This is a genomic window from Hydrophilobacter chitinilyticus (assembly GCF_049860745.1).
GTDB lineage: Bacteria > Pseudomonadota > Gammaproteobacteria > Burkholderiales > Burkholderiaceae_C > Rhodoferax_B.
The window spans coordinates 1,789,797-1,815,916 of the sequence record NZ_CP187561.1 but is presented as its reverse complement, the minus strand read 5'-3'; the positions used below and the strand labels follow the sequence as shown (position 1 = coordinate 1,815,916).

The window sequence follows — 26,120 nt, the reverse complement described above, 5'->3', positions numbered from 1 at the left end:
GCAAAGCGCTCCCGTTAGCGCTCCGATCAGCGCACCTGAGATTGCTCGGCGATCAGCTTGGCAATTTTCGAATCCGCGCCCACCGGCTCGATCAGCAACACCTGTTGCCGGTTGATGATCATGCGGTCGGGCGCGTGGGCTTCGCCTCCGCGCTTGATCAGCACGTTGGCGATTTCTTTGGTGTCTGGGTTCTGCCGCGACTGGATGTAGAACACGTCGCGCAGCACGGTGTAGTTGCCATCCAGCGATTCGATGTGGCCAAAGAAGGCCTGGCCGTTGACCAGGGCCACGGTGTGGTAGCCGGTCGACAACGCGGGTGTGCCCTGGGCCCGCATGCCCTGGTAGGCGATCACACACAGCGCCGTGGCGATGACAACGCTGGCCGCCGTCGCCAGCGCTGCTAGAGGTTTTTGCATAAGAAAAAGATAAAGCCATAGCGCTGCGGCTGCAACGCAAACCCGCGAGCGTAACAAGTCTGCCGCGCCACCGATCACCGGCCACCGCGCACTTGACTCACTAACCTGGGCATAGCCCATCTTCACAGGCTTGTCATATTTGGCAAGTCAAATCGCGCCGCCTTGAACTCTAAGCACACAGTGCAATGGGCCTTCAAGATGCACAGGCATGCGGCCACCGCGCCCAGCGGCAGGTCCTGTTTTTTCACACCCCGCCATTCAAGCATCCGGATTTGGATGGCGTTCATTTGAAGCGGAATCTGTCCCATGTCGGCATCTTTGTCTCAGTTCTTCGCCCATTCGCGCGCGCCTTTTCACTCACGTTCACGCAAAGCTATAGCCAGCAGCCTGTTTGCCATCGCCTGCCTGCCGCTGAGCATCAGCACCGCTTACGCCGGCCCGTTCACCATCGTCGGCACCACCACCGGCGCGCAGACGCTGGGCAGCGGCTCGGGGCAAAGCGGCAGCGTCAGTGACACCGGCTCGTTGATCGTCAGCGGCTCGACCGTGGCCGTCACCATCACCGGCGCCAACGCCACACTGGACAATCAAGGCACGATTTCGCAGACCGGTACCGGCCGCGCCGTGCGCGACAACACCGGCGTGAGCAACCTCACCATCAACAACGGCAGCGCCACCAACAGTAAAGCCGTGATGAAGACGGCCGACGGTGACGTGGTGCAAATGGCTAAGTCGCCCGCCAGCGTCACGCTGAACAACTACGGCCAGATGACCTCGTTCAACGCCTCAGCAGGCGGTGCACAGGTGGTCGATTTCAACGCCATTGCTTCCGGCAGCAACATCGTCAACAACTTCGCCACCGGCGTGATGACCGCTTACGAGGCCGACGCCGTGCGCCCTGGCGTGAACGGCGTGGTCAACAACGCGGGCAAGATCCAGTCGATCACCACCACCGGCAGCAGCAGCGACGGTGTAGATCTTCAGGCCAACACCGGCATCACGGTCAACAACACCGGCTCGGGTGTGATCGACGGTGCGCGCCACGGCATCACGGGCGGCCCGGACGCAGACACCAAGTTCGACGTCACCATCAACAACGCCGCCAATGCGGTGATCCGAGGCAGCAATGGCTCGGGTATCAATCTCGATGGCTTCGGGGCCAACCAGACGGCCACCGTGGTCAACCACGGCACCATCATCGGCAATGGAGTGACGGGGGATGGGGACGGCGTCGACATCGACGGTGTGGCCAACATCACCAACACCGGCATCATCCGCTCGACCAACGCCGTGAGCGCACCGGCCGATGGCAAAGCCTTCAGCGAAGGTATTTCGGTGGGTGGTGGCACCATCATCAACTCCGGCACCATCGAAGGTTTGGTGGCCGCGGGCAACACCAACGCCGTGGGCCGTGGCATCACGCTTGCAGGCAACGACATCACCAGCGGTCCCTTGGCCGGCACGCGTGAAGGCATCTACGCCAACGCCACCATCACCAACCAGGCGGGCGGTTTGATCCGTGGCGACAGCGACTCGGCCATCGTGGTGGTGGGCGCCGCCAACGCGTACACCGTCACCATCAACAACAACGCCGGAGCCACGCTGCTGGGCGGCGGCACGGTGAACGCGGCCGTCAAGACCGGTGCGAACAACGACACCATCACCAACGCAGGCACCATCAACGGCAGCAGTAGCGGCCTGGCCATCGACATGGGTGCGGGCAACAACAGCCTGTACATCAGCGGCGGGCAAGCGTCTGTCCTCGGCAACATCAACGGCGGCGTGGGTGGCACCAACAAGATGGTGGTGAGCGCAGGTGCGGGCAACAGCTTTGCCTACGCCGGGTCTATCTCCAACTTCAACAACGTGGAAGTGCAAAGCGGTAAGGTGACGTTGTCGGGCGCTAGCACCTACAGCGGCACCACCACCGTCAGCGGCGGCACGCTGGTGCTCGACGGCGTGAACCGTTTGTCGGCCGACAGCGGCCTGGTGATGAACGGCGGCGCCTTGCAGCTGGTCGACGCCAATGGCGTGGATGGCCAGACCTTCGCCAGCCTCTCGCTGCTGGACGACTCGATTTTTGACCTGGGCGATTCGTCGCTCACCTTCGCCAGCTTGGGCACCATCGCCGCAGGCAAAACGCTATCGGTGCTGAACTTCCTGGGCGACGACGCCTGGGACTACGCCTTCCGCTTCCTGGGCGACTTGTCGGGCAACGCCGACTTCCTGGAGCTGATCAACAACACCTTCATCAACGGCGGCAAAGCCACCTTCTCGTTTGATGGCGCCTACACCGACGTGCTGGTGGCACACGTGCCAGAGCCTGGTTCGCTGGTGCTTGTCTTGTTGGCCTTGGCCATGATGGTGGCCGTGGCACGCCATCAACAGCAGAAAAACCGGTAAGCCAAGAGCGCGCGATGCATGGATGGCGGCAACCCCGCCATGCCATGACCGATCAGCGCGCGGAATCGGTTGCGGGATCTTTTGCAGGATAAGGTTTACCCAGATCCCAGCGCGACTGCCAATGCGCCACATACTGGCGCGCAACGTCTGGCATGTCGCGCATGACCACCACGTTCTCAGAGTTGAGCTTTTCGGCAGACGGCGCGAAATTGAACGAGCCGGTTTCCACCGTGCTGCCGTCCACAATAATCACCTTGTCGTGGTGGATGTGGTAATGGTCGTTGGTACGCAGCGCCACGCCATTGCGCGTCACGAAGTCCATCGCGGCCTTGCTAGCCTTGCCTTGGTTGCGCTTTTTGTCGACCACGATGCGCACCTCGACGCCACGCTTCTGGGCATCGACCAGCGCCTGCGTGATATCGGGGGCCTGGAAAGCGTAGGCCATCATCTGGATGCTTTGCTTGGCGCTGCCAATCGTCTCCAACACCAGTTTTTGTGCCGAGCCTTCAGGCGAAAAACCCACCTGCACGCTCGGCTCGGCGTGGGCCAGAAGTGGCACGCTGAGCAACGCCGCCAGCAATAGGCATGGGAATGACTTCACGCTTCAGCCGCCACGCAGCACAGGCGGCGGCGTCCACGAGCCATCCATGGCGGCGGCTTTCGGCCAGTAGGCCCGAACGTAGAGCGAGAAGCCACCCGCCGGTGCAGGCAACCAGTTGGCCCGCTGCACGGGATCGGTGGGCGCCTCGGCTTGCACATAGACCGTGAGCGAGCCATCGGCTGCGAACTTGAGGTCCTTGTTCTTAGTGCCCACTGAAAAACGATTGATGGCATTGTTGATAAAGAAATGGTGCTCGTTGTAGATCGACAGCGACCAGAACCCATTCACCGGCGGCGTGGCGCCTTTGGCAAAGGTCACGGTATAGCGGTTGGCGCTGTTGAGCCGTGTGCCTGAGGCATCCAGGTCTTGGTAGAAGTACTTGGTCTCGTCGGGCGAGTTCACCAGAATGTTGGACTTGGCCACCGCCGTGCGGGTGAAGTAGTCGGTGCCAAAGGCAGACTCGTTGGAGATGGTGCTCCAGTAGTCTGGCAACTGCTGGCCATAGTTTCGAAACTGGAACAGCGGGGTCACCAAGGCCTCTTCGGCCTCCTTCGCCGCGTTCACCATCACCTGCTTCAACTGCGGGTTATCTTTGGCAGCGGCCAACACCGCCAGCACCTGCGCATAACGTGCTTCTTCGCCGGGCAGCGGTGGCGCATCGGCAAACACGGCGGGCAGCTCATCGAAGAATTTTTCAGGTAGTACCCAACGTGTTTCCTCTTCGCCCGGCGGCGCACCAGCCACCTTCGGCAGCGCGCGCCAATCCATGCTTTTCAGGCGCCCGTCGTAGTTGGCCAGCGGGTACATCACCACGCCCGTCAGCACACCCTGAATCGCTTGTTTGTCTTGTGGCGTGTCGTCCTGGAAGATGCGAGGCGCCACCAAGGCCGTGTTGCTGGTGGAGCGGAAAACTTGCGTGATGCCCTTCGGAATCGGGCCGTTCCAGTTGGGCCCGACGATCAGATAAAAGCCCGGCGTGCTGCCGTGCATCTTGCCGAGTTTGACGAAGCTATCGGTACGCAGATCGACGATTTGATAGACCCAGAAGCGGCTACCAAAATCCGGTACCTGCACCACCACCGGCGTCACATCCAACGCCATGATGCCCAGGCCGTACACCACATCCTGGTTGGGGCAGGCCACATTGCGCTCGGTCGGGTTGACGTAGTCGGTCAACATCGTGAGGCTGTTGAGCGGCGCCTCCAGCAAAGGGCCCACGTAGCGGTTTTCCGTCATCTTGGAAAACGCCAGGCGGCGGTTGAACATGTTGACCAGCGGCCAGGCCCAGAAGAACGTGTCGCGGGCCACATGGGCGGCATAGGCCTCGGTGATTTTGACTCGGCTATCGGGGCCGGGAGGCAATGCGCGCCCCCAGCCGGGCGACAGCGCGGTTTGCGAGGATGAAGTTGGCGGCTGGGGTTGCGGGCCGGAAGCCGCCGTTTGCGCGCGTGAAGCCGTAGGTGTGACGACAGCCACGGTGCCCACGGTTGAAATGGCGGAGAGGGTCGCGCCGCGAATCAACAGATTGCGTCGGCCCCATTTGGCCACGTGGCTCGGTTCGTTCTTCGGTTCATCTCGTTCGCTCATGAAGTCCTCCAAGTTAATCGTCGGAACTAGGCACTCTTCGAAATCGCTGAACAGAGAGGCAGAACGCAGTGCAGCAGATATGCATTCCTTGACGCACAAGGCACGTCCTCAGCCTCCTGGGGAAACCCAGAATTTCAGTATACGTTGCGTCTTCTGCGCTTGGCATGGACTGGCAACGCACCAGTCTCCGAGCGTGCAGGTGCGGTATCGATGCGAGCCTAAAATGTTATCGATAACCACAAAAATTCATTCGAGACATCGGCTGGGGCTCCGCTTTTCCCCAGAAGGTCTAACCGGCCCTCGCTTTCAGTTTTCACATCTCATCAGATTCCGCTTGGCCATGTGTTCCATCACGCGCAGTGCAGCGCGCACATGGCACTGCCAAACGGCGCCCTGCCTTCTTAAAAACCGTCATGTCCAAACTTGCTTCTTCGGCTTTTTTGACAGATCGCAAGATCGTCTTCCTGCTTGCCACCTTCTGCTGTTTTCTGTGGGGCAGTTCGTACCCGGCCATCAAGGGTGGCTACGCGCTTTTCAGCATTGCGCCGCACGACATTCCCTCCAAGCTGGTGTTCGCGGGCTGGCGGTTTGTGCTGGCGGGTTTGGTGCTGCTGGTCTACGCCGGCATCAGCGGCAAATTGAAGGGCGGTGTGTCAGGCCGCGCGCTCGGCCGATTCGCACTTTTGGGTCTGACCCAGACCACGCTGCAATACGCCATTTTTTACGTGGGCCTGGCCTACGCCACCGGCACCAAAAGCTCGATCATGAACGCCACCGGCACGTTCTTCAGCGTGCTGCTGGCCCACTACATCTACCACAACGACCGCCTCACCTACCCCAAGATCGTCGGCTGCATCGTCGGCTTTCTGGGCGTGATGGTGGTGAACCTGGGCGCAGGCAGCGGCAGCCTGATGGCCTGGGACTTCACGCTCCTGGGTGAAGGCTTTGTGGTGCTGGCCGCGTTCATCCTGGCGGCGGCCAGCATTTACGGCAAGCGGGTTTCGCAAGGTGTCGACCCGTTTGTGATGACGGGCTACCAGTTGGTGTTTGGTGGCTCGGCGCTGCTGGCCATCGGCTACGCCTTGGGCGGCAAGATTGACAACTTCACCGTGGCCTCGGCGTCACTCCTCGGTTATCTGGTGCTGCTGTCGGCCCTGTCGATTTCGATCTGGAGCCTGCTGCTGAAATACAACCGCGTGAGCACCATCACCGCGTTCAACTTCATGGTGCCGGTGTTCGGCGTGGCGCTGTCGGCGGTGTTCCTGCACGAGCCGATTTTCAAGCTGAGCAATGGCATCGCTCTGGTGTTGGTGAGCCTGGGCATCTGGCTGGTGACCAAGCCGCAGCGCGAAGGCTGAACGCACTTTTTCCTGCACCGGCGCTATCCCCAAAACCAGGCGTTGGGATTGTCGTCATGCACCTGCGCCCGCGTGAGCCCAACATCCAAGAGTTGCGCGTCCGTCAGCCGCGCAAGTCTGGCGCGTCTTCCGCGTACGCTGAATAGAAGACGTGCCACCGCCAGCCCTCGTCGCCACACACGGATGACGACACGCCCTGTTTCTGCTGCTCTCACGATCTGACTCCTGCATCCATACCACCGGCACGTGCCGGGCAGTTGCATCATCAGAAAATCGAGTCAAACAAGGAAGCTTATGATGCCTATGCAATCCATAAGAAATTCTTTGCATGCTCAACCTCGACCAACTCTCCGCCTTTGTCAGCGTGGTGGACCTGGGTAGCTTCACCGCCGCCGCAGAAAAGGCTGGGCTGACGCAGCCCGCCGTCAGCCTGCAGGTCAAGCTGCTGGAGCAACGCATGGGCGTGCGGCTGATCGAACGTGTGGGGCGCCGCGCACAGCCCTCGCCGGCCGGCACGGAACTACTGGACCATGCGCGCCGCATCTTGGCGGAGTGTGAGACGGCTGAGCAAGCCATGGCACCCTACAAGGAAGGCGCCGTGGGCCGCGTGCGTATTGGCAGCGGCGGCACGGCTTCCATCCACCTCTTGCCGCGCGCGATTGCGGCCGCCAAGAAACGCATGCCGGGGCTGGAAATCATCGTTCGCATCGGCAACACCGACCAGATCCTGCGCGACCTGGAGTCCAACACCCTCGACCTGGCCGTGGTCACCCTGCCCGCCGCAGGCCGTTCACTGGAAGTGGAGCCCTTTTACGAGGACGAACTGCTGGCGGTGGCGCCCAAAGGCAGCCCCATGCCCAAGCGCGGGCCCGACGCCCATTTTCTGCAAGACAAAACGCTGATGCTGTACGAGGGTGGCAACACGCGGCGCACCACCAACGCCTGGTTTGCCGCTGCGGGTGTGCAAGGCAAACCTGCCATGGCATTTGGCAGCGTAGAAGCCATCAAGGAACTGGTGGCGGCTGGCCTGGGCTGGTCCATCCTGCCGGGGCTGGCTCTGCAGCCGGGTGGCATGGGCTCGCTCGTCACGTCCCCGGTGCGGCCCCGACTGGTACGCCAGTTGGGCATGGTGGTGCGGCGCGACAAACACCTGACCAAGGGCTTGAACGAGGTGATGAAGTGCCTGCGTGCGGTGAAGCCAGCGGCTCGGTAGATCGGTACGCCGGTAGACCGACTGGACAGAACGTCTGAACGGCGGGCAATCCCGGCTGCACGGCCCGCGCCGCACGGGCATACTGGCCGCTTCATTTTTCTCACAGAACCGCAACCATGTGGCAACCCAGCCAAACCTACCCCGATCCGGCCATCGAAGTACTGGACCCGCGCTTTCGCAAGTACCACATCGTGCCCAGCGCCATCGAGCGGCTGGCGCATGGCTGCCGCTGGTCTGAGGGGCCGGTGTGGTTTGGCGATGGGCGTTATGTGTTGTGGAGCGACATTCCCAACAACCGCATGCTGAAGTGGGAAGAGTCCACCGGCGCGGTGAGCGAGTTTCGCAAACCCTCGGGCTACGCCAACGGCAACACCCGCGACCGCCAAGGCCGCCTGGTGACGTGTGAACACGGCGAACGCCGCGTGGTGCGCACCGAATACGACGGCACACAAACCGTGCTGATGGATCGCTTCGAGGGCAAACGCCTCAACTCCCCTAACGACGTGGTGGTGAAGTCCGATGGCTCGGTGTGGTTCACCGACCCACCGTTTGGCATTCTGGGCCACTACGAAGGCAGCCCCGCCACACCCGAGTTGCCCACCAACGTCTACCGGCTCAACCCGGACACTGGCCAAGCCACCGTGGTCACCAGTGCGGTGGTGCGACCCAACGGCCTGTGTTTCTCACCCGACGAGCGTCGCCTGTACGTGGTGGAGTCGGGCACCGTGCCGCGCCGCATTCGCGTGTTTGACGTGAGCGAAGACGGCACACAACTCACACGCGACGAAGTGTTTTTTGACGGCGACCCGAACGCCACACCCGATGGCTTTCGCTGCGATGTCGACGGCAACCTGTGGGCCGGCTGGGGCCTGAGCCCCGAGCACAACGGCGTGCGCATCTTTGCACCCGATGGCACGGCCATCGGCCACATCCACCTGCCCGAGCGCTGCGCCAATGTGTGCTTCGGTGGCGTAGCGCGCAACCGGCTGTTCATGGCGGCGGGGCAATCGCTTTATGCCTTGTATGTGAACACACAGGGTGCGCCGGGCGGTTAAGCGCAGCAGTGTTGGCTTAAAGAAAAATATGCTGTCTACGCTTACTGATTAAGCGTAGACAGCTATCAAAAAGATACCAAACGAAGTTGTGTGTTCGATACGTTGTGGGCCGCGCTCTCAGTTCGGATTCGGCGCCTTGCGCAACATCAACTCGGCCAGGCGCGCTCGCGTGTCTTCGCGTGTGATGGGCTGGTTCAGCAAGAACACCCGCACACCGTGGGCAGGCACTTCGGCCTGTAACTCTGAGGCAATCGCGTAGGTTTGCTGCGAGAAAGCATCGACCCAGTTGCCGGCTTCCATATCGCGCACAGGCAACGTGGTGGCCTTGTCGCCCTTGTTCAGCAGCACCAGCGCGGTTTGGTTCACGCCGTCTTTTTGGTAGACGCGGTAGAACACCGCCGTGTTGCCTTTGTAGGCCACATCGAGTTGTAGCCCACGTTGCAAAGCGGGTGAGGTTCGGCGCAGGTTGGCGATGCGTTTGAGGTTGCTGTAGATGGGGCTGTTGGCTGCTGCATCGATGCGCTCTTGGCCGTAGTAGTTGCGGTTGCCGGCATGTTCGCCACGGCCGCGCATGAAGCCGGTTTCCGAGCCGTAGTACACCGCCGGAATGCCGCGTGCGGTGAACAGCCAGTTGTTCGCGTCGATGAAGCCGTTGTCGGTGGCGTTCAGGCGCTTCATGTCGTGGTTGTCGTAGAAGGTGACCAGGTCGTACGGGTTGGCATACGGGCCGTCTTCCAGGTACAGGCGACCTTGCAGCCAGCTGTAGTCGCTGTCGGGTTTTTCAAACACTTCCACCATCTTGCCGCGCAGCGGAAAGTCGAGCACGCTGATGCCACCGTTGTGCGCCCAGCTGTGCGGTGCAATGGACGCGGCATCGAAATCAAAATCTTCCCCAAACATGAAGAAGCCGGGATGCTTGGCGCGGATGCGGTCGGCAAACTTCTTCCAGAAGCTGTGCGGCATCCAGCGGATGGTGTCCACACGGAAAGCGGCTGCGCCCTGCTCTATCCACTGCTCGTAAGCGCCCACAAAATAATCGAGCACGGCGGGGTTGTTTTCGTTGTTGTCCGACAGTTCTGCCAAGCCGCCCTGCTTGTTGTAGAAGCGGTGCAAGGGTTGGTGCTCGGGGTCGAGTTGGGCGGGCGCCAGGTTCTGGTGGTCGGCAATCAGTTTGCCATTTTTGTCGAAGATCTGGCCGAACTTGGGCTGCGCTACTGGCATGGTGTAGGCCGGCGAGCCGTGGTTGGTCACGATATCGAGCACCACCTTCAAACCATTGCTGCGCAGCGTGCTGGTGAGCCCCGCAAAGTCCAAGCCGGGGCTGGGCAAGTGTTCGTCCAGTTGGTAGAAGTTAACACCCCAATAGCCGTGGTACCCGGTCTTGCCCTGGTCGGTAAACATGCTGCCCCACTTGACCGGGGTGCCGCCGGTGAAGGCTTCATCGGGGTTGTCGACGATGGGCGTGACCCACACCGCGCCAAAGCCCATGTCACGAATGTATTGCGCGTTATTAACGATGCCTTTGAAGTCGCCGCCCAGGTAGCCGATGTTGGCGCTCTCGCCGTTGGGGCCGGGCACGCGTTGGTCAAACGTCGGGTGTTTACCGCCTTGGCTGAGCTGGTCGTTCGAAGGGTCGCCGTTAACGAAGCGGTCGGTCAGCACGAAGTAGATGGCGTCGCTGGCGAAGGGTTCGGTGGTGCCGTAGTAGGTGTCTTGACCTGGCGTTGGCGCCGTGGGTACCGTTGAAGCGCAACCCCCTAACAACATCAGCGCGATGGCGGCACTGATAGGCAGTATTTTTTGTGATACCCGAACGGGCGCCCGATGCGGTGGCTTGTGCATGAATTGTCTCCCTCGTTGTGGAGGCAATTCTGGTGCGGTAGAAGTGACAAGACTGTTGGAAAGTGAAACCCTTCGTAGCCGGTTTCAAGCGCCACGCAACACTACACCGAGTAGCGTACCGCCCGTTGCCCACGGCACAAACCCCACAGCCGAATCTGCGCCTGCTGCGCAATCTGCACCGCAAGCGAGGTGGGTGCCGACACTGTGGCCAAAGCCCCGATGCCCATACGCGCGCACTTGCGCACCAGCTCGTAACTAGCGCGGCTGGACATGACGACGAAGCCCGGCTCGCCCAAGCGTTTCTGCTCGGCCAGGTGGCCGATGAGTTTGTCGAGTGCGTTGTGGCGGCCCACGTCTTCCATCAAGGCCAGCAACTCGCCATGGGGGGACGCCCAAGCTGCGGCGTGTAACGAGCCCGCTTCTGCATTCAAGCGCTGCAGGGACTGCATACCGTTGACGGCTTTAATCACGGTGGCCACGTCCAGTTGGTCGAGCCACGGTTGGCGCGTCACGGTCTCCGGTACCAAGTCCAGCGCCTCCAAACTGTCGATGCCACACACACCACAGCCGGTGCGGCCAGCGAGCGCGCGGCGCTTTTCTTTCAAACGCGCAAAACACGCAGCTGAAATTTCCAACTGCACCTCGCAGCTGGCGCTGTCGGTTGCGGTGAACACGTCAATACCTCGGCAATCGGCCGTGCTGTCGATCAAGCCTTCGCTCAGCGCAAAGCCAAGCGCGAAGGCGGAGAGGTCTTGTGGTGTGGCCATCATCACGGCGTGTGAGATGCCGTTGAACACCAGGGCCACGGGCACTTCGGCGGCGATGGTGTCGTCACGCGTGAGGCCAGCGGCGCCATTGGCGAACACCTCTACGGGCGCGCGCACCAAGGGTGGCGGCAATGGTGCATCGTCACACGCGTCATTTTCAATGTGCTGCGGCATGCTCATTCGCCGGTTTCAGTTGACCAGACCATCCACTGCGCACGGCCCGCATCGGTGAGGTGCGCAATCCAGCGTTCATCGAGTTGCTCCACCCGCACCCAGGCCGGGCCGGGCTGGCCACCGATGGACGCGGCACTCAACAAGTGCAGGCGCCGCAACAACACACTTACCCCCAAGCCCAGCGCTTTGCCCATGCGTGGCAGGGAAACGCCTTTGGGGCCAGGCGTTTCGTTCAGCACTTCCAGAATGGCGTGCGACAAGACGTCATTGGCCCAGTCGGGCAAAGGTTTTGCGGGTGCGGGTTGTGCCGATAGATCCATACGCGCAGTTTACGCGTGGGTTTTCGCCATCTCTGCTGTACGGGTCGTTGCCCCAGAGCCCACTTCCCCATGCGGCACCAACACCACCGGAATCGACTTCGATGTCGGAGTGCCCGCGTTCAAGGCTACCGATGACAAAGGCACCAGCGGATTCGTCTCGGGGTAATAGGCCGCAAGGTTGCCGCGCGGAATGTCGTAGGCCACCAGTTTGAACTTGTCGGCCCTTCGTTCCTGTCCGTCGCTCCACACGGTGAGGATGTCGACCCAGTCGCCGTCCTTCATGCCCAGGTGCTTGATGTCCTTGGCGTTGATGAACACCACGCGGCGCTGACCAAACACGCCACGGTAGCGGTCGTCCATGCCGTAGATGGTGGTGTTGTATTGGTCGTGCGAACGCGTCGTCAGCAGCGTGAAGACCGTCGTATCGAGCCCACGCGCGCGCGCTTGATGTGAAGGCGTGTCGATGGGCACAGCGTGCACTTCAAACTGCGCCTTTTTGCTGGCGGTGACCCACACACGTTCGCTGGCCGTGTTGCGCAGGCGAAAGCCGCCAGGCTTGGCGACCTTGGCGTTGAAGTCCTTGAAGTCGTCGAACACGGCTTCGATCTTGTCGCGGATGCGGCTGTAGTCTTCGATCAGCCACAGCCACGGCGTTTGGCTACGCTTGCCGATAGTGGCAGCGGCCAGGCGCGCCACGATGGCGGGCTCGGACAACAACATGTCAGACGCCGGCGGGTTGATACCCACCGACATGTGCACCATGCTCATCGAGTCTTCCACCGTCACGCCCTGCGTGCCGCCGACCTGCATGTCGATCTCGGTGCGGCCCAGGCACGGCAGAATCAGCGCGGCCTTGCCGTGCACCACGTGGCTGCGGTTGAGCTTGGTGGTGACGTGCACCGTCAGTTCGCACTTCTGCAGCGCGCGCCAGGTCACATAGGTGTCGGGTGTGGCGGCGGCAAAGTTGCCGCCCAGGGCGAAGAAGACTTTGCCGTTGCCGTCTAGCATTTGCTGAATGGCTTCAACCGTGTCCACACCATTGGCGCGCGGCGCCTTGAAGTTGAAGACTTTTTCCAGGCGGTCGAGCAGCGCTGCGGGCGGCTTTTCCCAAATGCCCATGGTGCGGTCGCCCTGCACGTTGCTGTGGCCGCGCACGGGGCAGGCACCTGCGCCTTCGCGGCCCAGGTTGCCGCGCAGCATCAGCAGGTTGACGATCATCTGGATCGTGCCCACCGCGTGCATGTGTTGGGTGATGCCCATGCCCCAGCAAGCGATCACCCGCTTGGCCTTGCGGTAGACCTCGGCAGCGGCACGGATCTGCTCTTCGCTCAGGCCCGACTCTTGTTCGATCAGCGGCCAGGATTCGGCCAACACGTTGGCTTGCAGTACATCAAAGCCAACCGTGTGTTCTTGGATGAACGCGTGGTCGAGCACGTTCTCGCCTGCGGCTTCCAGCTCCAGCAGGTGTTTCATCATGCCCTTGACCGCGGCCAGGTCGCCGCCCACGCGCAATTGGAAGTAGTGCGTGCTGATGGGCGTGGAGCCCATGGTGGCCATTTCAAACTTGTCTTGCGGGTCGGCAAAGCGCTCCAGGCCGCGCTCGCGCAGCGGGTTGAAGCTGACGATCTGCGTGCCACGTTTGTGCGCCTCGCGCAGTTCACCCAGCATGCGCGGATGGTTGGTGCCGGGGTTCTGGCCGAAGATGAAAATCGCGTCGGCATGCTCAAAGTCTTCGAGCGTGACCGTGCCCTTGCCCACGCCAATTTGCGGGCGCATGCCACTGCCGCTGGGCTCGTGGCACATGTTCGAGCAATCGGGAAAGTTGTTGGTGCCGTACTCGCGCACAAACAACTGGTACAAAAATGCGGCCTCGTTGCTGGCCCGGCCCGAGGTGTAGAAGATGGCCTCGTTCGGGTCAGCCAAGGCGTTGAGGTGCTGCGCCACCAGCGCAAAGGCGTCGTCCCAACTGATGGGCACGTATTTGTCGCTGGCCACGTCGAGCACCATGGGCTCGGTCAAGCGGCCCTGGTCTTCGAGCCAGTAGTCGCTTTGCTCGGCCAGCGAGGTGACCGTGTGTTCGGCAAAAAATGCGCGGCCCACACGGTTGGCGGTGGCCTCTGCAGCCACAGCCTTCACACCGTTTTCGCAAAATTCAAAAGTAGAAGCATGGTTGCGGTCGGGCCAGGCGCAGCCGGGGCAGTCAAAGCCGTCCGGCTGGTTGGCCGAGAGCAGCGTCTTCGCGCCCTTGACCGCAATATGCTGCTTCATCAAAGCTTTGGAGACACTGCGCAGCGCACCCCATCCACCGGCTGGGCCGGTGTAGAACTCAATTTTTTGTTCGCTCATCGCAGGTCTCCTTGGCTGGGTTCTTAGTTGAAGAACTTGGCGGTGCTGATCAGGGTGCGGTAAATGCCCCAGGCCAGCGGAATACACACGGCCAACCAGGCCAGTGCCACAGTGATGGTGCTGGTCTGGTCGTTGCCGCCCGTACCAGTCACTTCAGCGGCTTGCGCCTTCTCGTGCGCCAGGCGTTTTTCAACGGCCAACTCTTCGTCGCTCATGAAGTGTTTGTCGGCAATCGGGCGTACCAGCAGGTTGGCAATCAAGCCGATGACCAGCATGCCCACCAGGATGTACATGGTCTGGTTATAGACCTGTTCGCGTGGCAAGCCAAGGCCGAGTTGGTACTCGCGCATGTAGTTCACCACCACTGGGCCCAAAATGCCGGCAGTGGCCCAGGCGGTCAGCAGACGGCCGTGGATGGCGCCCACAAATTGCGTGCCAAACAAGTCGGCCAGGTAAGCCGGGATGGTGGCAAAGCCGCCGCCGTACATGCTCAAGATGATGCAGAACGCACCCACAAACAGCAGCTTGCTGCCGGCGCTGGCGGAAGACGGCACGCTGAAGTACAGCAGGCCACCCAGCACGAAGAACACCACGTAGGTCATCTTGCGACCCAGCTTGTCGGACAGGCTGGCCCAGAAGAAGCGGCCGCCGATGTTGAACAGCGACAGCAGCGCGGTAAAGCCACCGGCCACCGTGGCGATGGCCGCCAGTTGGGTCTTGTCGAGTTCACCAAACTTGGTGGGCACACCGATCAGCGCGCCGCCAAACACTTCTTGCAGCATGGGGGACGACATGCCGATCACGCCAATACCGGCGCTCACGTTCATGCACAGCACCGTCCACAGCAGCCAGAACTGGGGAATGCCCCAAACCTTTTTCACGTGCACGTGGCGTTGCGTGATCATGGTGTTGGCTTTGGCGGGAGGTGGCGTCCAGCCTTCTGGCTTCCAGCCGGTAGGCGGCACGCGGTAACCCAAGGCGCCGCCCATCATGAACACAAAATAGACCAGCGCCATGACGACGAAGGTTTGCATCACGCCCACATCGGTAGGGGTGGCAAAGTTCTTCATCAAATCAACCGCCAAGGGCGAGCCGATCATGGCCCCGCCGCCGAAACCCATGATGGCCATGCCGGTGGCCATGCCACGACGGTCAGGGAACCACTTGATGAGGGTAGACACCGGCGAGATGTAGCCCAGACCGAGGCCAATGCCGCCGATCACACCCGAGCCCACAATCATCAGCCAGAACTGGTGCAGGTAAATGCCCAGTGCCGACAGCAACATGCCACCGCACCAGCACACGGCCGACACCACACCAGCCTTGCGCGGGCCGGCACGTTCCAGCCAGCCGCCCCACAGCGCTGCAGACGAGCCCAGCAGCACGAAGAACAGGGTGTACATCCAGCCCAGCGTGGCCACGCGCCAATCGCAGCCAGAGGCAAACAGCTCGGCGAAGAAACTCATTTCCTTGGCGCACGTCTGAGCGCCAGTGCCTGCGGTCTGCAAGGCTTTGGACAGAGGCAGCCAGAACACCGAGAAGCCATAGGCCATGCCGATGCACAAGTGAATGGCCAGCGCGGCCGGCGGCACCAGCCAGCGGTTGAAACCGGGGCCCGCGATGATGCGTTCTTTTTCCAGGAAACCTGGGGTTGGATCTGACATGAAGTGTCCTCTTCCTTTTTGGATGTTGTGGCACGCCTGCGACGGCCTCTCTTGTGCCATAGGTGGTCGCAGGCGGCGGCGAGTGTCGTTGCACGGACAAATTGCGTCAAATTGATTCAACACATGGCGCGATTCAAGAAATGAATGTAGGTGCGTGTTCGACAGGCGCTCCCAAGTTGTTGAAGCACCTGAAATTGACACCACCAAGAGTTCACAAACGCGCCACAAACCGCGTTCGCGGGAAGCGCACGATGCCCTCAGAACGATCACAAAACAGTACGCAATAACCGTTCATCGGATGGTGAGCAATCCAGCATACAGGTTCAGTTTGAGTGACAAATTTCATCGAACGATCGTTCGTTTTTAGTTCCAATCACCCTATCCAAAGAGCATGCCTAACGTCGTTCCCTGATCACCACTCACCGACAAAAACACCATGAAAACCGCCGCCGCACTCGTTCTTGCCACGCTGACCTTTCTGGGCCAAAACGCCTTTGCTGAAAAAGTGGTGCCCGACGCCGCCTCTCAGCACTACGAAGCCACCATGCGCTTCTCGACCTTCAAACCCTGCAACGGAGCCAGCGCACTGTGTGCAACACAGGTGCTGGCTGAAGGCACGATTGAAATGGAAACCACAGCCAAGTTGGACCAGTTCCTTAAAACCAGGACAGCCCAAACGGACGCGTTGCCCGCCTCCCCAAAAATTTCATTCGATAGCCCCGGCGGCAGCATGACCGGTGCGCTGAACCTGGGCCGCTACCTGCGCGCCAACAAACTCAACACCAACCTGGAATCGGGCTACACCCGCGTGAGCCTGGACCAAACCGACCGAGCTGAGACTTTTGTCACCAATGCGCGCTGCAACGCGGCCTGCGTGATTGCTTTCGCCGGTGGTGTGCAACGCAGCGTCGACGTCGAATCCAAGATGGGCATGCAGCAGATTCCGCGTATTCCGGTGAAGAACGTGGTGGGCGGCCCCATCAACCCGCCCGCAGCAGAGCTTGCGGCCTACCTGCGCGACATGGGTGTACGGCCAGAAATACTCAATGTGGCCGCGCTCGCCCTGCCCGGCAGCATGGTTTGGTTCTCGGAATCGCAGCTTTCACAGGTTCGCATAGACAACACCCAACCCTACGCCAGCCCCTGGATGTTGACCGATTCAGGCACCGGCCTGCCCGTGGTCACCGTGCGCCAGGAAATCAGCAACGGGCGCAACGTCAGCCTGATGCTGGGCTACCACGAAGGCAAGCTGGTCATGATCACCTCGACCGAGTTGAACCGCACGTTGATGGACGATGCGCGCATCCAACTGTTCCCCGTGGGCGGCAAGCCCGATATTTCGCTGCGTACCGATAAATGCGCCATTCCCGTGTCGCCTACCCGCTCCTGGGCTCGCAACGACGCAGATGCCACAGCCACCTTCGTGGCGGTGGGCACCATCAGCGAAGACGACGCCAAACAATTGCTGGCCGCGCGCACACTACGGCTGGAGAACGAATTGCCGAAGAACGTGGCCGACATGTCGGGCTCGGTGGACCTCAGCACCGAAAACCTCCAGCCCACGCTGGCCTTGCTGCTACGTTCCAAATAAGCAAACAAACAACTTGTGAAAGCCTTTCCGGGGTGCTCTGCACCCCGGCTTCGTTTGGGAGATGTGCCGGTCCGAGTTCACACTCATGCCATGCTTCTCAGGGGTGCCGCTCAGACAATTCACCCATCAAGTCTGATGACTGCAAGGAGCACCAAATGGCACATCGTTTCTCTAGCTACATTCGCCGCGTGACCCTGTCGTACAAGCAGAACGAAACGTCCTGGTTGGAAGAGACACAAGACATGTACCGCGCCAGCGCCGTGAGCCCCAACCAAGACACAGAAGAAATGCTGGTGCTCTTGATGAATGCCTTGCTGATGTGTGGCATCGGCATGCTGATGTACGCACTGGGCGCTTGATTCGCTTGAGTCCCGTCGCCCCGTGTTGATTGGTGTTGGCTAGTTTCTCGCCAGCGACCCTGCATGCGTGGCAATCTGCGCTTGCCAATCAGCCGACTCCAGCAACACCAGCGCCGCCTCCAACGCACGTGAGGCACGCACACCCGCCTGAGCCATGAAGCCGATGGGCGTCAGAATTTCCGGCGCCACCAGGGGTAAGGCCTCCAGATCGGGATTGCTCGCCACCGCCCCCACCATTGCGCCGGGCAATACACAACACATGTGCCCTTCCAGCACGGCCAACGCCAGTGTCAACACCGAATTGGTTTCGATGGCGGGCGCCACCTCACGCCCGGCATCGGCAAAGGCCTGGTCGATGATGGTGCGGTTGTGCATGTCGGGTGTGAGAAGGCACAACGGAAACTCTGCCGCATCGGCCCAAGAAATGGGCGCACCAAATCCCATGCCACGACGCTTGTTTCCTGCCGCAGGCGCGGCGCGGCGCAGCAGGTAATAGTGCTCGGTGTATTGCGGCCACGCGGTGAACTGCACGCTGCGCAAGTGCATGCGTTCGGTGTAGCCCAGGCCCAGATCGATCGATAAATTCTCCAACCCGGCTTCCAGGTCGTGAGAACTCATCGACATGACCACCGGCCGCAAGCCCGGATGCTGGCGGTGCAACATGGCCGCAAACAACGACAGCACCGGCACCGCCGTGGGCACCGCCGCCATGCGCAACGAGCCCTGCAACTGCCCCGCGCCATGGCTCAGTTCCTGGCGCAGCAGCTCGTGTTCTTGCAGCATGCGCTGCGCTGTGCGCAGCACTTGCTCGCCCTCATGCGTCAGGCCGGCATAGGCGCGCCCGCGCTTGACGATCACCACACCAAAGTCGGCTTCCAATGCACGGATGGCGTTGGACAACGCGGGCTGCGTGATGTGGCAGGCCTGCGCGGCGCGGCCAAAGTGCTGGTGCTCGTGTAGAGCCACCAGGTAACGCATGGGCGCGAGCAGGTTCATGGGTCAGCAGCTCAGAGCGTCAGATGTTCTTCAGGTGCGTCAGGTGTTTTTGCTGATCGAGATGGTGGGGAACTTGCTCGAATAGTCTTTGTTCTTGCCCGCAATCGCCACCGCCACCTGGCGCGCCATGGCCTTGTACAGGCCGGCAATTTCGCCATCGGGGTCGGCCACCACGGTGGGGCGGCCGGTATCGGCTTGCAGGCGGATGTTGATGTCCAGCGGCAGCGCGCCCAGGTAGGGCATGCCGTACTCGGCGGCCATTTTCTTGCCGCCATCGGCGCCGAAGATGTGCTCGGCGTGACCACATTGGCTGCAGATGTGCACGGCCATGTTTTCCACAATGCCCAGGATCGGCACGCCGACCTTCTCAAACATCTTGATGCCCTTCTTGGCGTCGAGCAAAGCGATGTCTTGCGGCGTGGTCACCACCACGGCACCGGTCATGGGCACGCGCTGGCTCAGGGTGAGCTGAATGTCGCCGGTGCCGGGTGGCATGTCGACGATCAAATAGTCCAGGTCTTTCCAGTTGGTTTGGCGCAGCAGTTGCTCCAGCGCTTGGGTGGCCATCGGGCCACGCCAGATCATGGCTTGGTCAGGCTCGACCAGAAAGCCGATCGACATGACTTGCACGCCGTGGTTCAACAGCGGCTCCATGATCTTGCCGTCCAGGCTTTCGGGCTTGCCGTTGATGCCCATCATCATGGGCTGGCTCGGGCCATAAATATCGGCGTCGAGCAGGCCAACGCTTGCACCCTCGGCCGCCAAGGCCAGGGCCAGGTTGGCTGCGGTGGTGCTTTTGCCTACGCCGCCTTTGCCGGAGGCCACAGCCACAATGTTTTTGACGCCGGGCAAGAGTTGCACGCCGCGCTGCACCGCATGCGGCACGACTTCGCTGCGCACGTTGACAGTCACCGCCGCGCCAGGCGCTGCGGCTTGCACAGCTGCCGTCACGCTTTGTTGTAACGCCGGAATGAGGCTTTTGGCGGGGTAGCCCAGCTCAATGTCGACCACCACACCGCTGGCCTCCACACGCACGCCGCGTATGGCTTTGGCAGACGCCAGGTCTTGACCGGTTTGGGGATCCACAACGCCAGCGAGGGCGGTGCGTACGAGCTGTTCTGTGACGGACATGGGGGGTTCTCCTGAAGGCCCCGTAGTCTAGCGAAGAGGGTTCGACCTCTTTGGCCGCCGGGCTTTCAGGCGTTGCGCGCATTCCCCACTATCTTGTTGATAGCGGCTTACGCTTATACAGCCTGCACCAGAGGCTAATTTTTCACAAAGAGTCTTAAGCGCCGCGCGACAGCTCCAGCACCGTCGGCTCAATGTCGATGTCCTGCGCCAGGATCGGACGCTCAATTTCGTTCAAGCACACGTACAAGGTCGATTTGCGGATGAGGATGTGGCTGATGGTGGCTTCTTTTCCGTTGTAGCGCACCACAGCACCTCTTCGGTAAAGGGGAATGCGGATCATGTTTTCACTCCTACCGCGCCGGTTGTGACTACGCGGGCAGGCTTCAATTGAGGGACTATCACAAACAATGCAAATAGTTTTTGCATATCCAGTTGTCGCGTCAGGTTGTCTCTTTCAGGGTACTTCCACTTTGCTGGAGCCCGTTTTTTTGACTACAAAACCACATCGACACGAGACTGCAGCATTGATGGTGCAATTATCGCCATTGGCAACCCTGCGCGTACAGGTCTGGCGACATACCCGATACAAATTGATAACAATTTCTGCGATAACTGACAGGTAATGCCGTTCCACGGTGAGTAGAAAAACAAGGCTGGATGATCGTCCGCCATAGGAGACCTCTTGCAACAACCGACTGCGCCCCTCGTCCTCCCACCCGACCTGAATGCCGAGCCTATTCCGGGCTATGAATTGCTGGCTAACGGCTTGCCTCATGTGCGCCCCGCCACCGTCTGCGCATTGGAAGACACGGGCCTGTTGTTGACGGGCGGTGGCGCCCGCGCCGCTTACCAAGTGGGCGTGCTGGAAGCTTTGGCTGATTTGCGCCGAGCGGCCGGGCAAGGCCAGGGGCCGAACCCCTTCCCCATCATCACCGGCACGTCGGCCGGGGCCATCAACGCTGCAGCGCTGGCCGGCGGGGCCGACGACTTTGACGGCGCCGTGCGGCGCATTGCCGAAGTTTGGCGCAACTTCAGGGCCGAGCAGGTCTACCACACCGGCTCGCTGGGCGTGGTGCGTAGCGGCGCCAGTTGGCTGACGTTGCTGTCGCTGGGCTGGATGATCAACAAATGGCGCCGCGTTTCGCCGCGCTCGCTGCTGGACAACACCCCACTGCGCACCTTGCTCGAAGACATGGTGCCACTGAAGCGCATTCCAGCGTTGATCGGCGAAGGCCACCTGCGCGCGCTGGCCGTCACCGCTTCCAGCTACAGCTCAGGCGAGCACGTGACCTTTTTTCAAGGCAGCCCCGAGCTGCGCGGCTGGAACCGTTCACAACGCTACGGCATTCCGCACGAAATCACCATCGACCACTTGTTGGCGTCGTCGGCTATTCCGTTTGTGTTTCCGGCGATGCCACTGGCCATGGAGCACCACACCGAGTTTTTTGGCGACGGCTCCATGCGCCAATCGGCTCCCATTGCGCCGGCCATTCACTTTGGCGCTCAGCGCATTCTGGTGGTGGGCGCGGGACGCATGCACGAGCCCAAGGGCGAGGCCCCCACCATGGCAAGCAACACCTACCCGAGCATGGCGCAAATTGCCGGCCACGCTTTGTCGAACATCTTTTTGGATGCGTTGTCCGTTGATGTGGAACGTGTTCAGCGGGTCAACCGCACGCTCAAACTGATTCCGCCACAGGCGCAAAAAGAAGCCACGCTACGGCCCATTGAGCTGCTGATCATTTCGCCATCTGAACGCGTGGACGTAGTGGCAGCGCGCCACGTCAAACGGCTGCCACCCACGGTGCGCGCCATGCTGGGCGGCATGGGGGTGTCGTCGCGTGTGGAAGACGCGCGCGGCGCAGCCCTCGCCAGCTACCTGCTGTTCGAAGCCGAATACACACAGGAATTGATGGCCATGGGCTACGCCGACACTTGCCGCCAGAGCGCCGAGGTGTGCGCGTTTTTTGGCTGGCCTGATACACGGCTGCAACCAGCCGAGGCCCGTGCGGCAGTCGCGGCTCAGGCCGGGTAAGCCCGCGCCAACAACGCCGCCACATCCACACCAGCCGGGTCTAGCGCGCCCGTCACGCCGCCCCAGCCGGGCGTGCCAAAACGGGTGCGGATGAACGCATCGGCCACCACGGCAGGCGTGGTCTGGCGCAGCAGACCGGCCTGCAGCAACAGCACCAGCCGCTGGCAAAACAGACGCCCCTGGCCTTCCAACTGATCAGGTGCGCCGCGCAACATGGCGCGCAAAACCTGCGCTGCGGCAACCACCGGCGCATCGTCAGGTGCAGCGGCTTCAGCCTGCGCGATCAACGCCAGCGCGGCCTCAGGGTCGCGGGCCACGGCACGCATCACGTCCAGGCACATCACGTTGCCCGAGCCTTCCCAAATGGAGTTCACCGGCGCCTCGCGGTACAGCCGCGCCATGGGGCCGTCTTCCACATAGCCGTTGCCGCCAAAGGTCTCCATCGCCTCGCCCGTCAACTCCACCGCGCGTTTACACACCCAGAACTTGGCGGCAGGCGTGACGATGCGCTTCCAGGCCTGTTCCACCGGGTCGTCGGTGTGCTCAAAGGCGTGGGCCAGGCGCATGGTCAGCGCCAGCGCGGCTTCGCTCTCGATGGCCAGATCAGCCAGCACGGCGCGCATCAGCGGCTGCTCGGCCAGCACGCGGCCAAAGGCCTTGCGTTGGCGCGTGTATGCCAGCGCCTGCACCAGCGCCTGGCGGATGAACGAGGCGCTGCTCATCACACACGACAGGCGGGTGTAGTTGGCCATCTCGATGATGGTGGGAATGCCGCGCCCCTCTTCACCCATGAGCACACCCCAGGCGTCCAAAAACTCCACCTCGCTGCTCGAATTGCTTTTGTTGCCCAGCTTGTTTTTGAGCCGCTGGATTTGCACGGGGTTCTTCGTGCCATCGGGGCGCCAGCGGGGCACAAAGAAGCACGACGGCCCGCCGTCAGCCGTGCGCGCCACCACCAAATGCGCATCACACATCGGCGCAGAGAAAAACCATTTGTGGCCGCGAATCAAATACGGTTGCCCCCGCCCTTCAGCGCCGATGGGCGTGGCCGTGGTGGTGTTGGCGCGCACGTCCGATCCGCCCTGTTTTTCGGTCATCCCCATGCCGATGTAGATGGCCGTTTTTTGAGCCAGCGGAGCGTCGCGTGGGTCATAGGTCGGGCTCAACAACTTGTCGCCAAGTTGCGCCCAGAGCGCCGGTTCGCGCTGCAGCAACGGAATGCTGGCCCAGGTCATGGTGGCCGGGCACATGGAGCCCGACTCCACCTGGCTGTGCAAGTACATCGCGGCGATATTGGCCACCCAACGGCCGGGGCGGGCATCGGCAAACGCCTGCGCCACCCAGCCACCTTGGCGAAAACCGGCCATCAGCGCATGCCACGACGGGTGAAACTCCACCTGGTCGATGCGCCGGCCGCGCGCATCAAAGCTATGCAGCACCGGCAGGATGCGGTTGGCCTCGTCGGCGTATTGAAAGGTTTGCGCCGAGCCCACCTCGGCGCCGAAGTTTCTGAGCACGGGCAAGGCCCAGTCGGCCCCGGCCGCCGTCACGGCCTGCTGCAAGGCCACGTCTGTAGTGAACAGGTTGTAGCCGGTGAGCGCGTCAAATTGATTGAAGACTTCGTGTGTGGTCCACGGTGTGTCCATCTGGGTTCCTTGAAGGCACGGGTCAGGTACGGTTGCCTTCAAGTCTAGAAAAAATGCGCCGTTTGGCTACGCGGGTTGCCACTATGCCTGGCGCTTTAGTTGCTGCATCGGCGACAGCTCAATCTGCCGGGTTTACCACTCGCCGACTTCACGCACACGCTGGGCGAGGTCGACCTCTTGCGATTGGAAGGCCTCCTGCGCCAAGGTCGCGCTATCCCAGGCGCGCTGCGGCAAGGCGGCAGCCGCTTCGGGGCTCATGAACCGCGCTTCCGAGACGTCGATAAACATCTGATGCAGCGTGCTGGCGAAGTTTTGCGTGAACATGTGGGCCTCCTTGGATGTAGCCAGAGATTACCGAGGCCCACTCAGCGCTCTTGTAGGAAAAAGGCGCATGCGCTTGAAGGTGTTCAAACCGCACCACAAAGCGCGCCGAAGCTGTTAAACGCGGCCCGCAAATCCCCGCACCGGGCTACCCCGACTCGCCCGACTAAAATGGCCGGTTCCCCTCACGCTCAGTCGAAAGCCCGCTGCCCATGCCACGCCAACTCTTCGTCACCACCGCACTGCCCTACGCCAACGGCAACTTCCACATCGGCCACATCATGGAATACATCCAGGCCGACATCTGGGTGCGGTTCCAACGAATGCAGGGCCACGCGGTGAACTTTGTGGGGGCGGACGACGCCCACGGCGCCCCCATCATGATCGCCGCTGAAAAAGCCGGCAAGACGCCGCAGCAGTTCGTGGCTGACATTGCCGCTGGCCGCAAGCCCTACCTCGACGGCTTCCACATCGCCTTCGACAACTGGAGCAACACCGACAGCCCGGAAAACCACGCGCTGTCGCAACAGATCTACCGCGACCTCAAGGCCGCAGGTTTCATCGAGACGCGAACCATCGAGCAGTTCTTCGACCCCGAGAAGAACATGTTCCTGCCCGACCGCTTCATCAAGGGTGAATGCCCGCGCTGCCACGCCAAAGACCAGTACGGTGACAACTGCGAGGTCTGCAGCTCGGTCTACGCGCCCACCGATTTGATCAACCCGTACTCTGCCTTGTCGGGCGCCAAGCCGGTGCTGAAGTCGTCGGAGCACTTCTTCTTCAAACTGTCCGACCCACGCTGCGTCGAATTCCTGACTGAATGGACGCAGAACGGCGTGCACGTGCAGCCCGAGGTGGCCGGCAAGATCAAAGAATGGTTTGGCACACGCACCAACCCCGATGGCAGCACCAGCGAAGGCCTGGGCGACTGGGACATCAGCCGTGATGCGCCCTACTTCGGCATCGAAATCCCCGACGCGCCGGGCAAATACTTCTACGTCTGGCTCGACGCGCCCGTGGGCTATCTGGCCTCGTTGAAGAACCTGCTGGAAAAGCGCGGTGAAAGCTTTGACGCCTACATGGCCAACCCCGATCTGGAGCAGTACCACTTCATCGGCAAGGACATCATCACCTTCCACACCTTGTTCTGGCCCGCCATGCTGAAGTTCAGCGGCCGCAAGACACCCGACAAGATCTGCGTGCACGGTTTCCTGACCGTGAACAACGGCGAGAAGATGAGCAAGAGCCGCGGCACCGGCCTGGACCCGCTCAAGTACCTGGCCCTGGGCATGAACCCCGAATGGCTGCGCTACTACCTGGCCGCCAAGCTCAACGGCCGCAATGAAGACATCGACTTCACGGCCGACGACTTCATGAAGCGCGTCAACAGCGATCTGATTGGCAAGTTCGTCAACATCGCCTCGCGTGCGGCCGGCTTCATCGCCAAGCGCTTCGACGGCAAGCTGGGCACGGCCTCAGCCGACGGCGCCGAGTTGCTGAACACCATCCGCGCACAGAGCGAAGGCATTGCCAAGTCGTTCGAAGCGCGCGATACCGCACGTGCCCTGCGCGAGACCATGCTGTTGACCGACCGCGTGAACGAATACGTCGACGCCAACAAGCCCTGGGAACTGGCCAAACAAGAAGGCCAGGACGCCCGCCTGCAAGACGTGTGCACCACCTGCATCGAAGCCTTCCGCCTGCTGACCATCTACCTGAAGCCCGTGCTGCCCGCGCTGGCAACGCAGGTCGAGGCCTTCTTGAACGTCGCGCCAATGCAGTCGAGCGACGCGCAAACCCTGCTGGGCGCAGGCCATGCGATCGGCGACTACAAACATCTGATGCAACGCGTAGACATCAAGCAACTCGACGCCTTGTTCGAGCCGCCTGCAGCGCCCGAGGCGCCCAAAGTGGTCCCAGGCGGCGAAGAAATCGCCCCCACCATCACCATCGACGACTTTGCCAAGATCGACCTGCGCATCGCGCTGATCGTGGCCTGCGAAGCGGTGGAGGGTTCGACCAAGCTGCTGCGCCTGACGCTGGACGCCGGTGAAGGCAAAACCCGCAACGTGTTCAGCGGCATCGCCAGCGCCTACAAGCCCGAGCAACTGGTGGGCAAACACACCGTGCTGGTGGCCAACCTGGCGCCACGCAAGATGAAGTTTGGCGTGAGCGAGGGCATGGTGCTGGCCGCAAGCCACGGCGACGAAAAGGCCAACCCCGGCATTTACGTGCTGGAGCCTTTGCCGGGCGCGACACCGGGCATGCGCGTGCGCTAAATCCGGGTGGGGCTAC

At 61.6% G+C, this 26,120-nt stretch carries 23 protein-coding genes; 8 read left to right on the top strand and 15 right to left on the bottom strand.

Features of this window, described 5'->3' with window-relative positions; translation table 11 throughout:
- Positions 1–26: 26 nt before the first annotated feature.
- Positions 27–416 (bottom strand): hypothetical protein, encoded by a 390-nt coding sequence (locus tag ACPWMG_RS08150; protein ID WP_483304144.1) that lies wholly within the window; start codon positions 414–416, stop codon positions 27–29.
- A gap of 122 nt (positions 417–538) precedes the next feature.
- Positions 539–724 (bottom strand): hypothetical protein, encoded by a 186-nt coding sequence (locus ACPWMG_RS08145; protein WP_483304143.1) that lies wholly within the window; start codon positions 722–724, stop codon positions 539–541.
- Between ACPWMG_RS08145 and ACPWMG_RS08140 the strand changes: the two genes are divergently transcribed.
- Positions 723–2,819 carry a beta strand repeat-containing protein gene (locus ACPWMG_RS08140; RefSeq protein WP_483304142.1) on the top strand — a complete coding sequence of 699 codons (2,097 nt, stop codon included), beginning with the start codon at positions 723–725 and terminating at the stop codon, positions 2,817–2,819. The two genes, ACPWMG_RS08145 and ACPWMG_RS08140, sit on opposite strands and share 2 nt — an antisense overlap.
- A gap of 52 nt (positions 2,820–2,871) precedes the next feature.
- Here the strand turns inward: ACPWMG_RS08140 and ACPWMG_RS08135 are convergent, their stop codons facing one another.
- Together ACPWMG_RS08135 and ACPWMG_RS08130 are read right to left on the bottom strand one after the other, a co-directional pair.
- Complete coding sequence (locus ACPWMG_RS08135) at positions 2,872–3,420, bottom strand: phospholipase D family nuclease (RefSeq protein ID WP_483304141.1); 549 nt, start codon at positions 3,418–3,420, stop codon at positions 2,872–2,874.
- Positions 3,421–3,423: 3 nt separating this feature from the next.
- On the bottom strand, positions 3,424–5,007 hold the full coding sequence (locus tag ACPWMG_RS08130) for a DUF1254 domain-containing protein (RefSeq protein WP_483304140.1): 1,584 nt from the start codon (positions 5,005–5,007) through the stop codon (positions 3,424–3,426).
- 413 nt (positions 5,008–5,420) lie between these two features.
- Here ACPWMG_RS08130 and ACPWMG_RS08125 point away from each other — a divergent pair, with 413 nt between their 5' ends.
- On the top strand, positions 5,421–6,365 hold the full coding sequence (locus ACPWMG_RS08125; protein ID WP_483304139.1) for a DMT family transporter: 945 nt from the start codon (positions 5,421–5,423) through the stop codon (positions 6,363–6,365).
- A gap of 23 nt (positions 6,366–6,388) precedes the next feature.
- Here ACPWMG_RS08125 and ACPWMG_RS08120 read toward each other — a convergent pair whose 3' ends face one another.
- Positions 6,389–6,628, bottom strand: a complete 240-nt coding sequence (locus ACPWMG_RS08120; RefSeq protein ID WP_483305207.1) for a YjiS-like domain-containing protein — start codon at positions 6,626–6,628, stop codon at positions 6,389–6,391.
- Positions 6,629–6,693: 65 nt separating this feature from the next.
- On the opposite strand from ACPWMG_RS08120, the gene ACPWMG_RS08115 reads away from it, so the two are divergent.
- Both ACPWMG_RS08115 and ACPWMG_RS08110 read left to right on the top strand, forming a co-directional pair.
- Positions 6,694–7,578, top strand: a complete 885-nt coding sequence (locus ACPWMG_RS08115; RefSeq protein ID WP_483304138.1) for a LysR family transcriptional regulator — start codon at positions 6,694–6,696, stop codon at positions 7,576–7,578.
- A 116-nt stretch (positions 7,579–7,694) separates the two neighbouring features.
- Positions 7,695–8,633 carry an SMP-30/gluconolactonase/LRE family protein gene (locus tag ACPWMG_RS08110; protein WP_483304137.1) on the top strand — a complete coding sequence of 313 codons (939 nt, stop codon included), beginning with the start codon at positions 7,695–7,697 and terminating at the stop codon, positions 8,631–8,633.
- A 117-nt stretch (positions 8,634–8,750) separates the two neighbouring features.
- Here the strand turns inward: ACPWMG_RS08110 and ACPWMG_RS08105 are convergent, their stop codons facing one another.
- The 5 genes from ACPWMG_RS08105 to ACPWMG_RS08085 form a co-directional block, all read right to left on the bottom strand.
- Positions 8,751–10,475 carry an alpha-amylase family glycosyl hydrolase gene (locus ACPWMG_RS08105; RefSeq protein WP_483304136.1) on the bottom strand — a complete coding sequence of 575 codons (1,725 nt, stop codon included), beginning with the start codon at positions 10,473–10,475 and terminating at the stop codon, positions 8,751–8,753.
- A gap of 101 nt (positions 10,476–10,576) precedes the next feature.
- Positions 10,577–11,422, bottom strand: coding sequence for a formate dehydrogenase accessory sulfurtransferase FdhD (fdhD, locus tag ACPWMG_RS08100; RefSeq protein ID WP_483304135.1), 846 nt, complete (start codon positions 11,420–11,422; stop codon positions 10,577–10,579).
- Positions 11,419–11,736: a hypothetical protein gene (locus ACPWMG_RS08095; RefSeq protein WP_483304134.1), complete on the bottom strand. Its 318-nt coding sequence runs from the start codon at positions 11,734–11,736 to the stop codon at positions 11,419–11,421. Before ACPWMG_RS08095 ends, fdhD begins: the two co-directional genes overlap by 4 nt.
- 9 nt (positions 11,737–11,745) lie before the next feature.
- Positions 11,746–14,082, bottom strand: a complete 2,337-nt coding sequence (locus ACPWMG_RS08090; protein WP_483304133.1) for an FdhF/YdeP family oxidoreductase — start codon at positions 14,080–14,082, stop codon at positions 11,746–11,748.
- Positions 14,083–14,105: 23 nt separating this feature from the next.
- Positions 14,106–15,746, bottom strand: coding sequence for an OFA family MFS transporter (locus ACPWMG_RS08085; protein ID WP_483304132.1), 1,641 nt, complete (start codon positions 15,744–15,746; stop codon positions 14,106–14,108).
- Positions 15,747–16,182: 436 nt separating this feature from the next.
- Between ACPWMG_RS08085 and ACPWMG_RS08080 the strand changes: the two genes are divergently transcribed.
- The gene (locus ACPWMG_RS08080; RefSeq protein ID WP_483304131.1) at positions 16,183–17,337 is read left to right on the top strand and encodes a hypothetical protein; all 1,155 of its coding nucleotides are present in this window, start codon (positions 16,183–16,185) and stop codon (positions 17,335–17,337) included.
- Positions 17,338–17,492: 155 nt separating this feature from the next.
- Complete coding sequence (locus ACPWMG_RS08075) at positions 17,493–17,696, top strand: hypothetical protein (protein ID WP_483304130.1); 204 nt, start codon at positions 17,493–17,495, stop codon at positions 17,694–17,696.
- A gap of 39 nt (positions 17,697–17,735) precedes the next feature.
- On the opposite strand, the gene ACPWMG_RS08070 is transcribed toward ACPWMG_RS08075, so the two are convergent.
- The 3 genes from ACPWMG_RS08070 to ACPWMG_RS08060 all read right to left on the bottom strand — a co-directional run bounded on the left by ACPWMG_RS08070 (position 17,736) and on the right by ACPWMG_RS08060 (position 20,163).
- Positions 17,736–18,692, bottom strand: coding sequence for a LysR family transcriptional regulator (locus tag ACPWMG_RS08070; RefSeq protein ID WP_483304129.1), 957 nt, complete (start codon positions 18,690–18,692; stop codon positions 17,736–17,738).
- 39 nt (positions 18,693–18,731) lie between these two features.
- Positions 18,732–19,823, bottom strand: coding sequence for an iron-sulfur cluster carrier protein ApbC (gene apbC, locus ACPWMG_RS08065; protein WP_483304128.1), 1,092 nt, complete (start codon positions 19,821–19,823; stop codon positions 18,732–18,734).
- Between the two features lie 154 nt (positions 19,824–19,977).
- Positions 19,978–20,163, bottom strand: a complete 186-nt coding sequence (locus ACPWMG_RS08060; protein ID WP_483304127.1) for a hypothetical protein — start codon at positions 20,161–20,163, stop codon at positions 19,978–19,980.
- A 426-nt stretch (positions 20,164–20,589) separates the two neighbouring features.
- Between ACPWMG_RS08060 and ACPWMG_RS08055 the strand changes: the two genes are divergently transcribed.
- A complete protein-coding gene (locus tag ACPWMG_RS08055) occupies positions 20,590–21,858 on the top strand; it encodes a patatin-like phospholipase family protein (RefSeq protein WP_483305206.1) in 1,269 nt (422 codons plus the stop codon).
- On the opposite strand, the gene ACPWMG_RS08050 is transcribed toward ACPWMG_RS08055, so the two are convergent.
- Together ACPWMG_RS08050 and ACPWMG_RS08045 are read right to left on the bottom strand one after the other, a co-directional pair.
- Positions 21,846–23,504, bottom strand: a complete 1,659-nt coding sequence (locus ACPWMG_RS08050) for an acyl-CoA dehydrogenase family protein (RefSeq protein WP_483304126.1) — start codon at positions 23,502–23,504, stop codon at positions 21,846–21,848. The genes ACPWMG_RS08055 and ACPWMG_RS08050 overlap by 13 nt on opposite strands.
- 132 nt (positions 23,505–23,636) lie before the next feature.
- Positions 23,637–23,828 carry a hypothetical protein gene (locus ACPWMG_RS08045; protein WP_483304125.1) on the bottom strand — a complete coding sequence of 64 codons (192 nt, stop codon included), beginning with the start codon at positions 23,826–23,828 and terminating at the stop codon, positions 23,637–23,639.
- 209 nt (positions 23,829–24,037) lie between these two features.
- Between ACPWMG_RS08045 and metG the strand changes: the two genes are divergently transcribed.
- Positions 24,038–26,104, top strand: a complete 2,067-nt coding sequence (gene metG, locus ACPWMG_RS08040; protein WP_483304124.1) for a methionine--tRNA ligase — start codon at positions 24,038–24,040, stop codon at positions 26,102–26,104.
- The last annotated feature ends 16 nt before the right edge of the window (positions 26,105–26,120 follow it).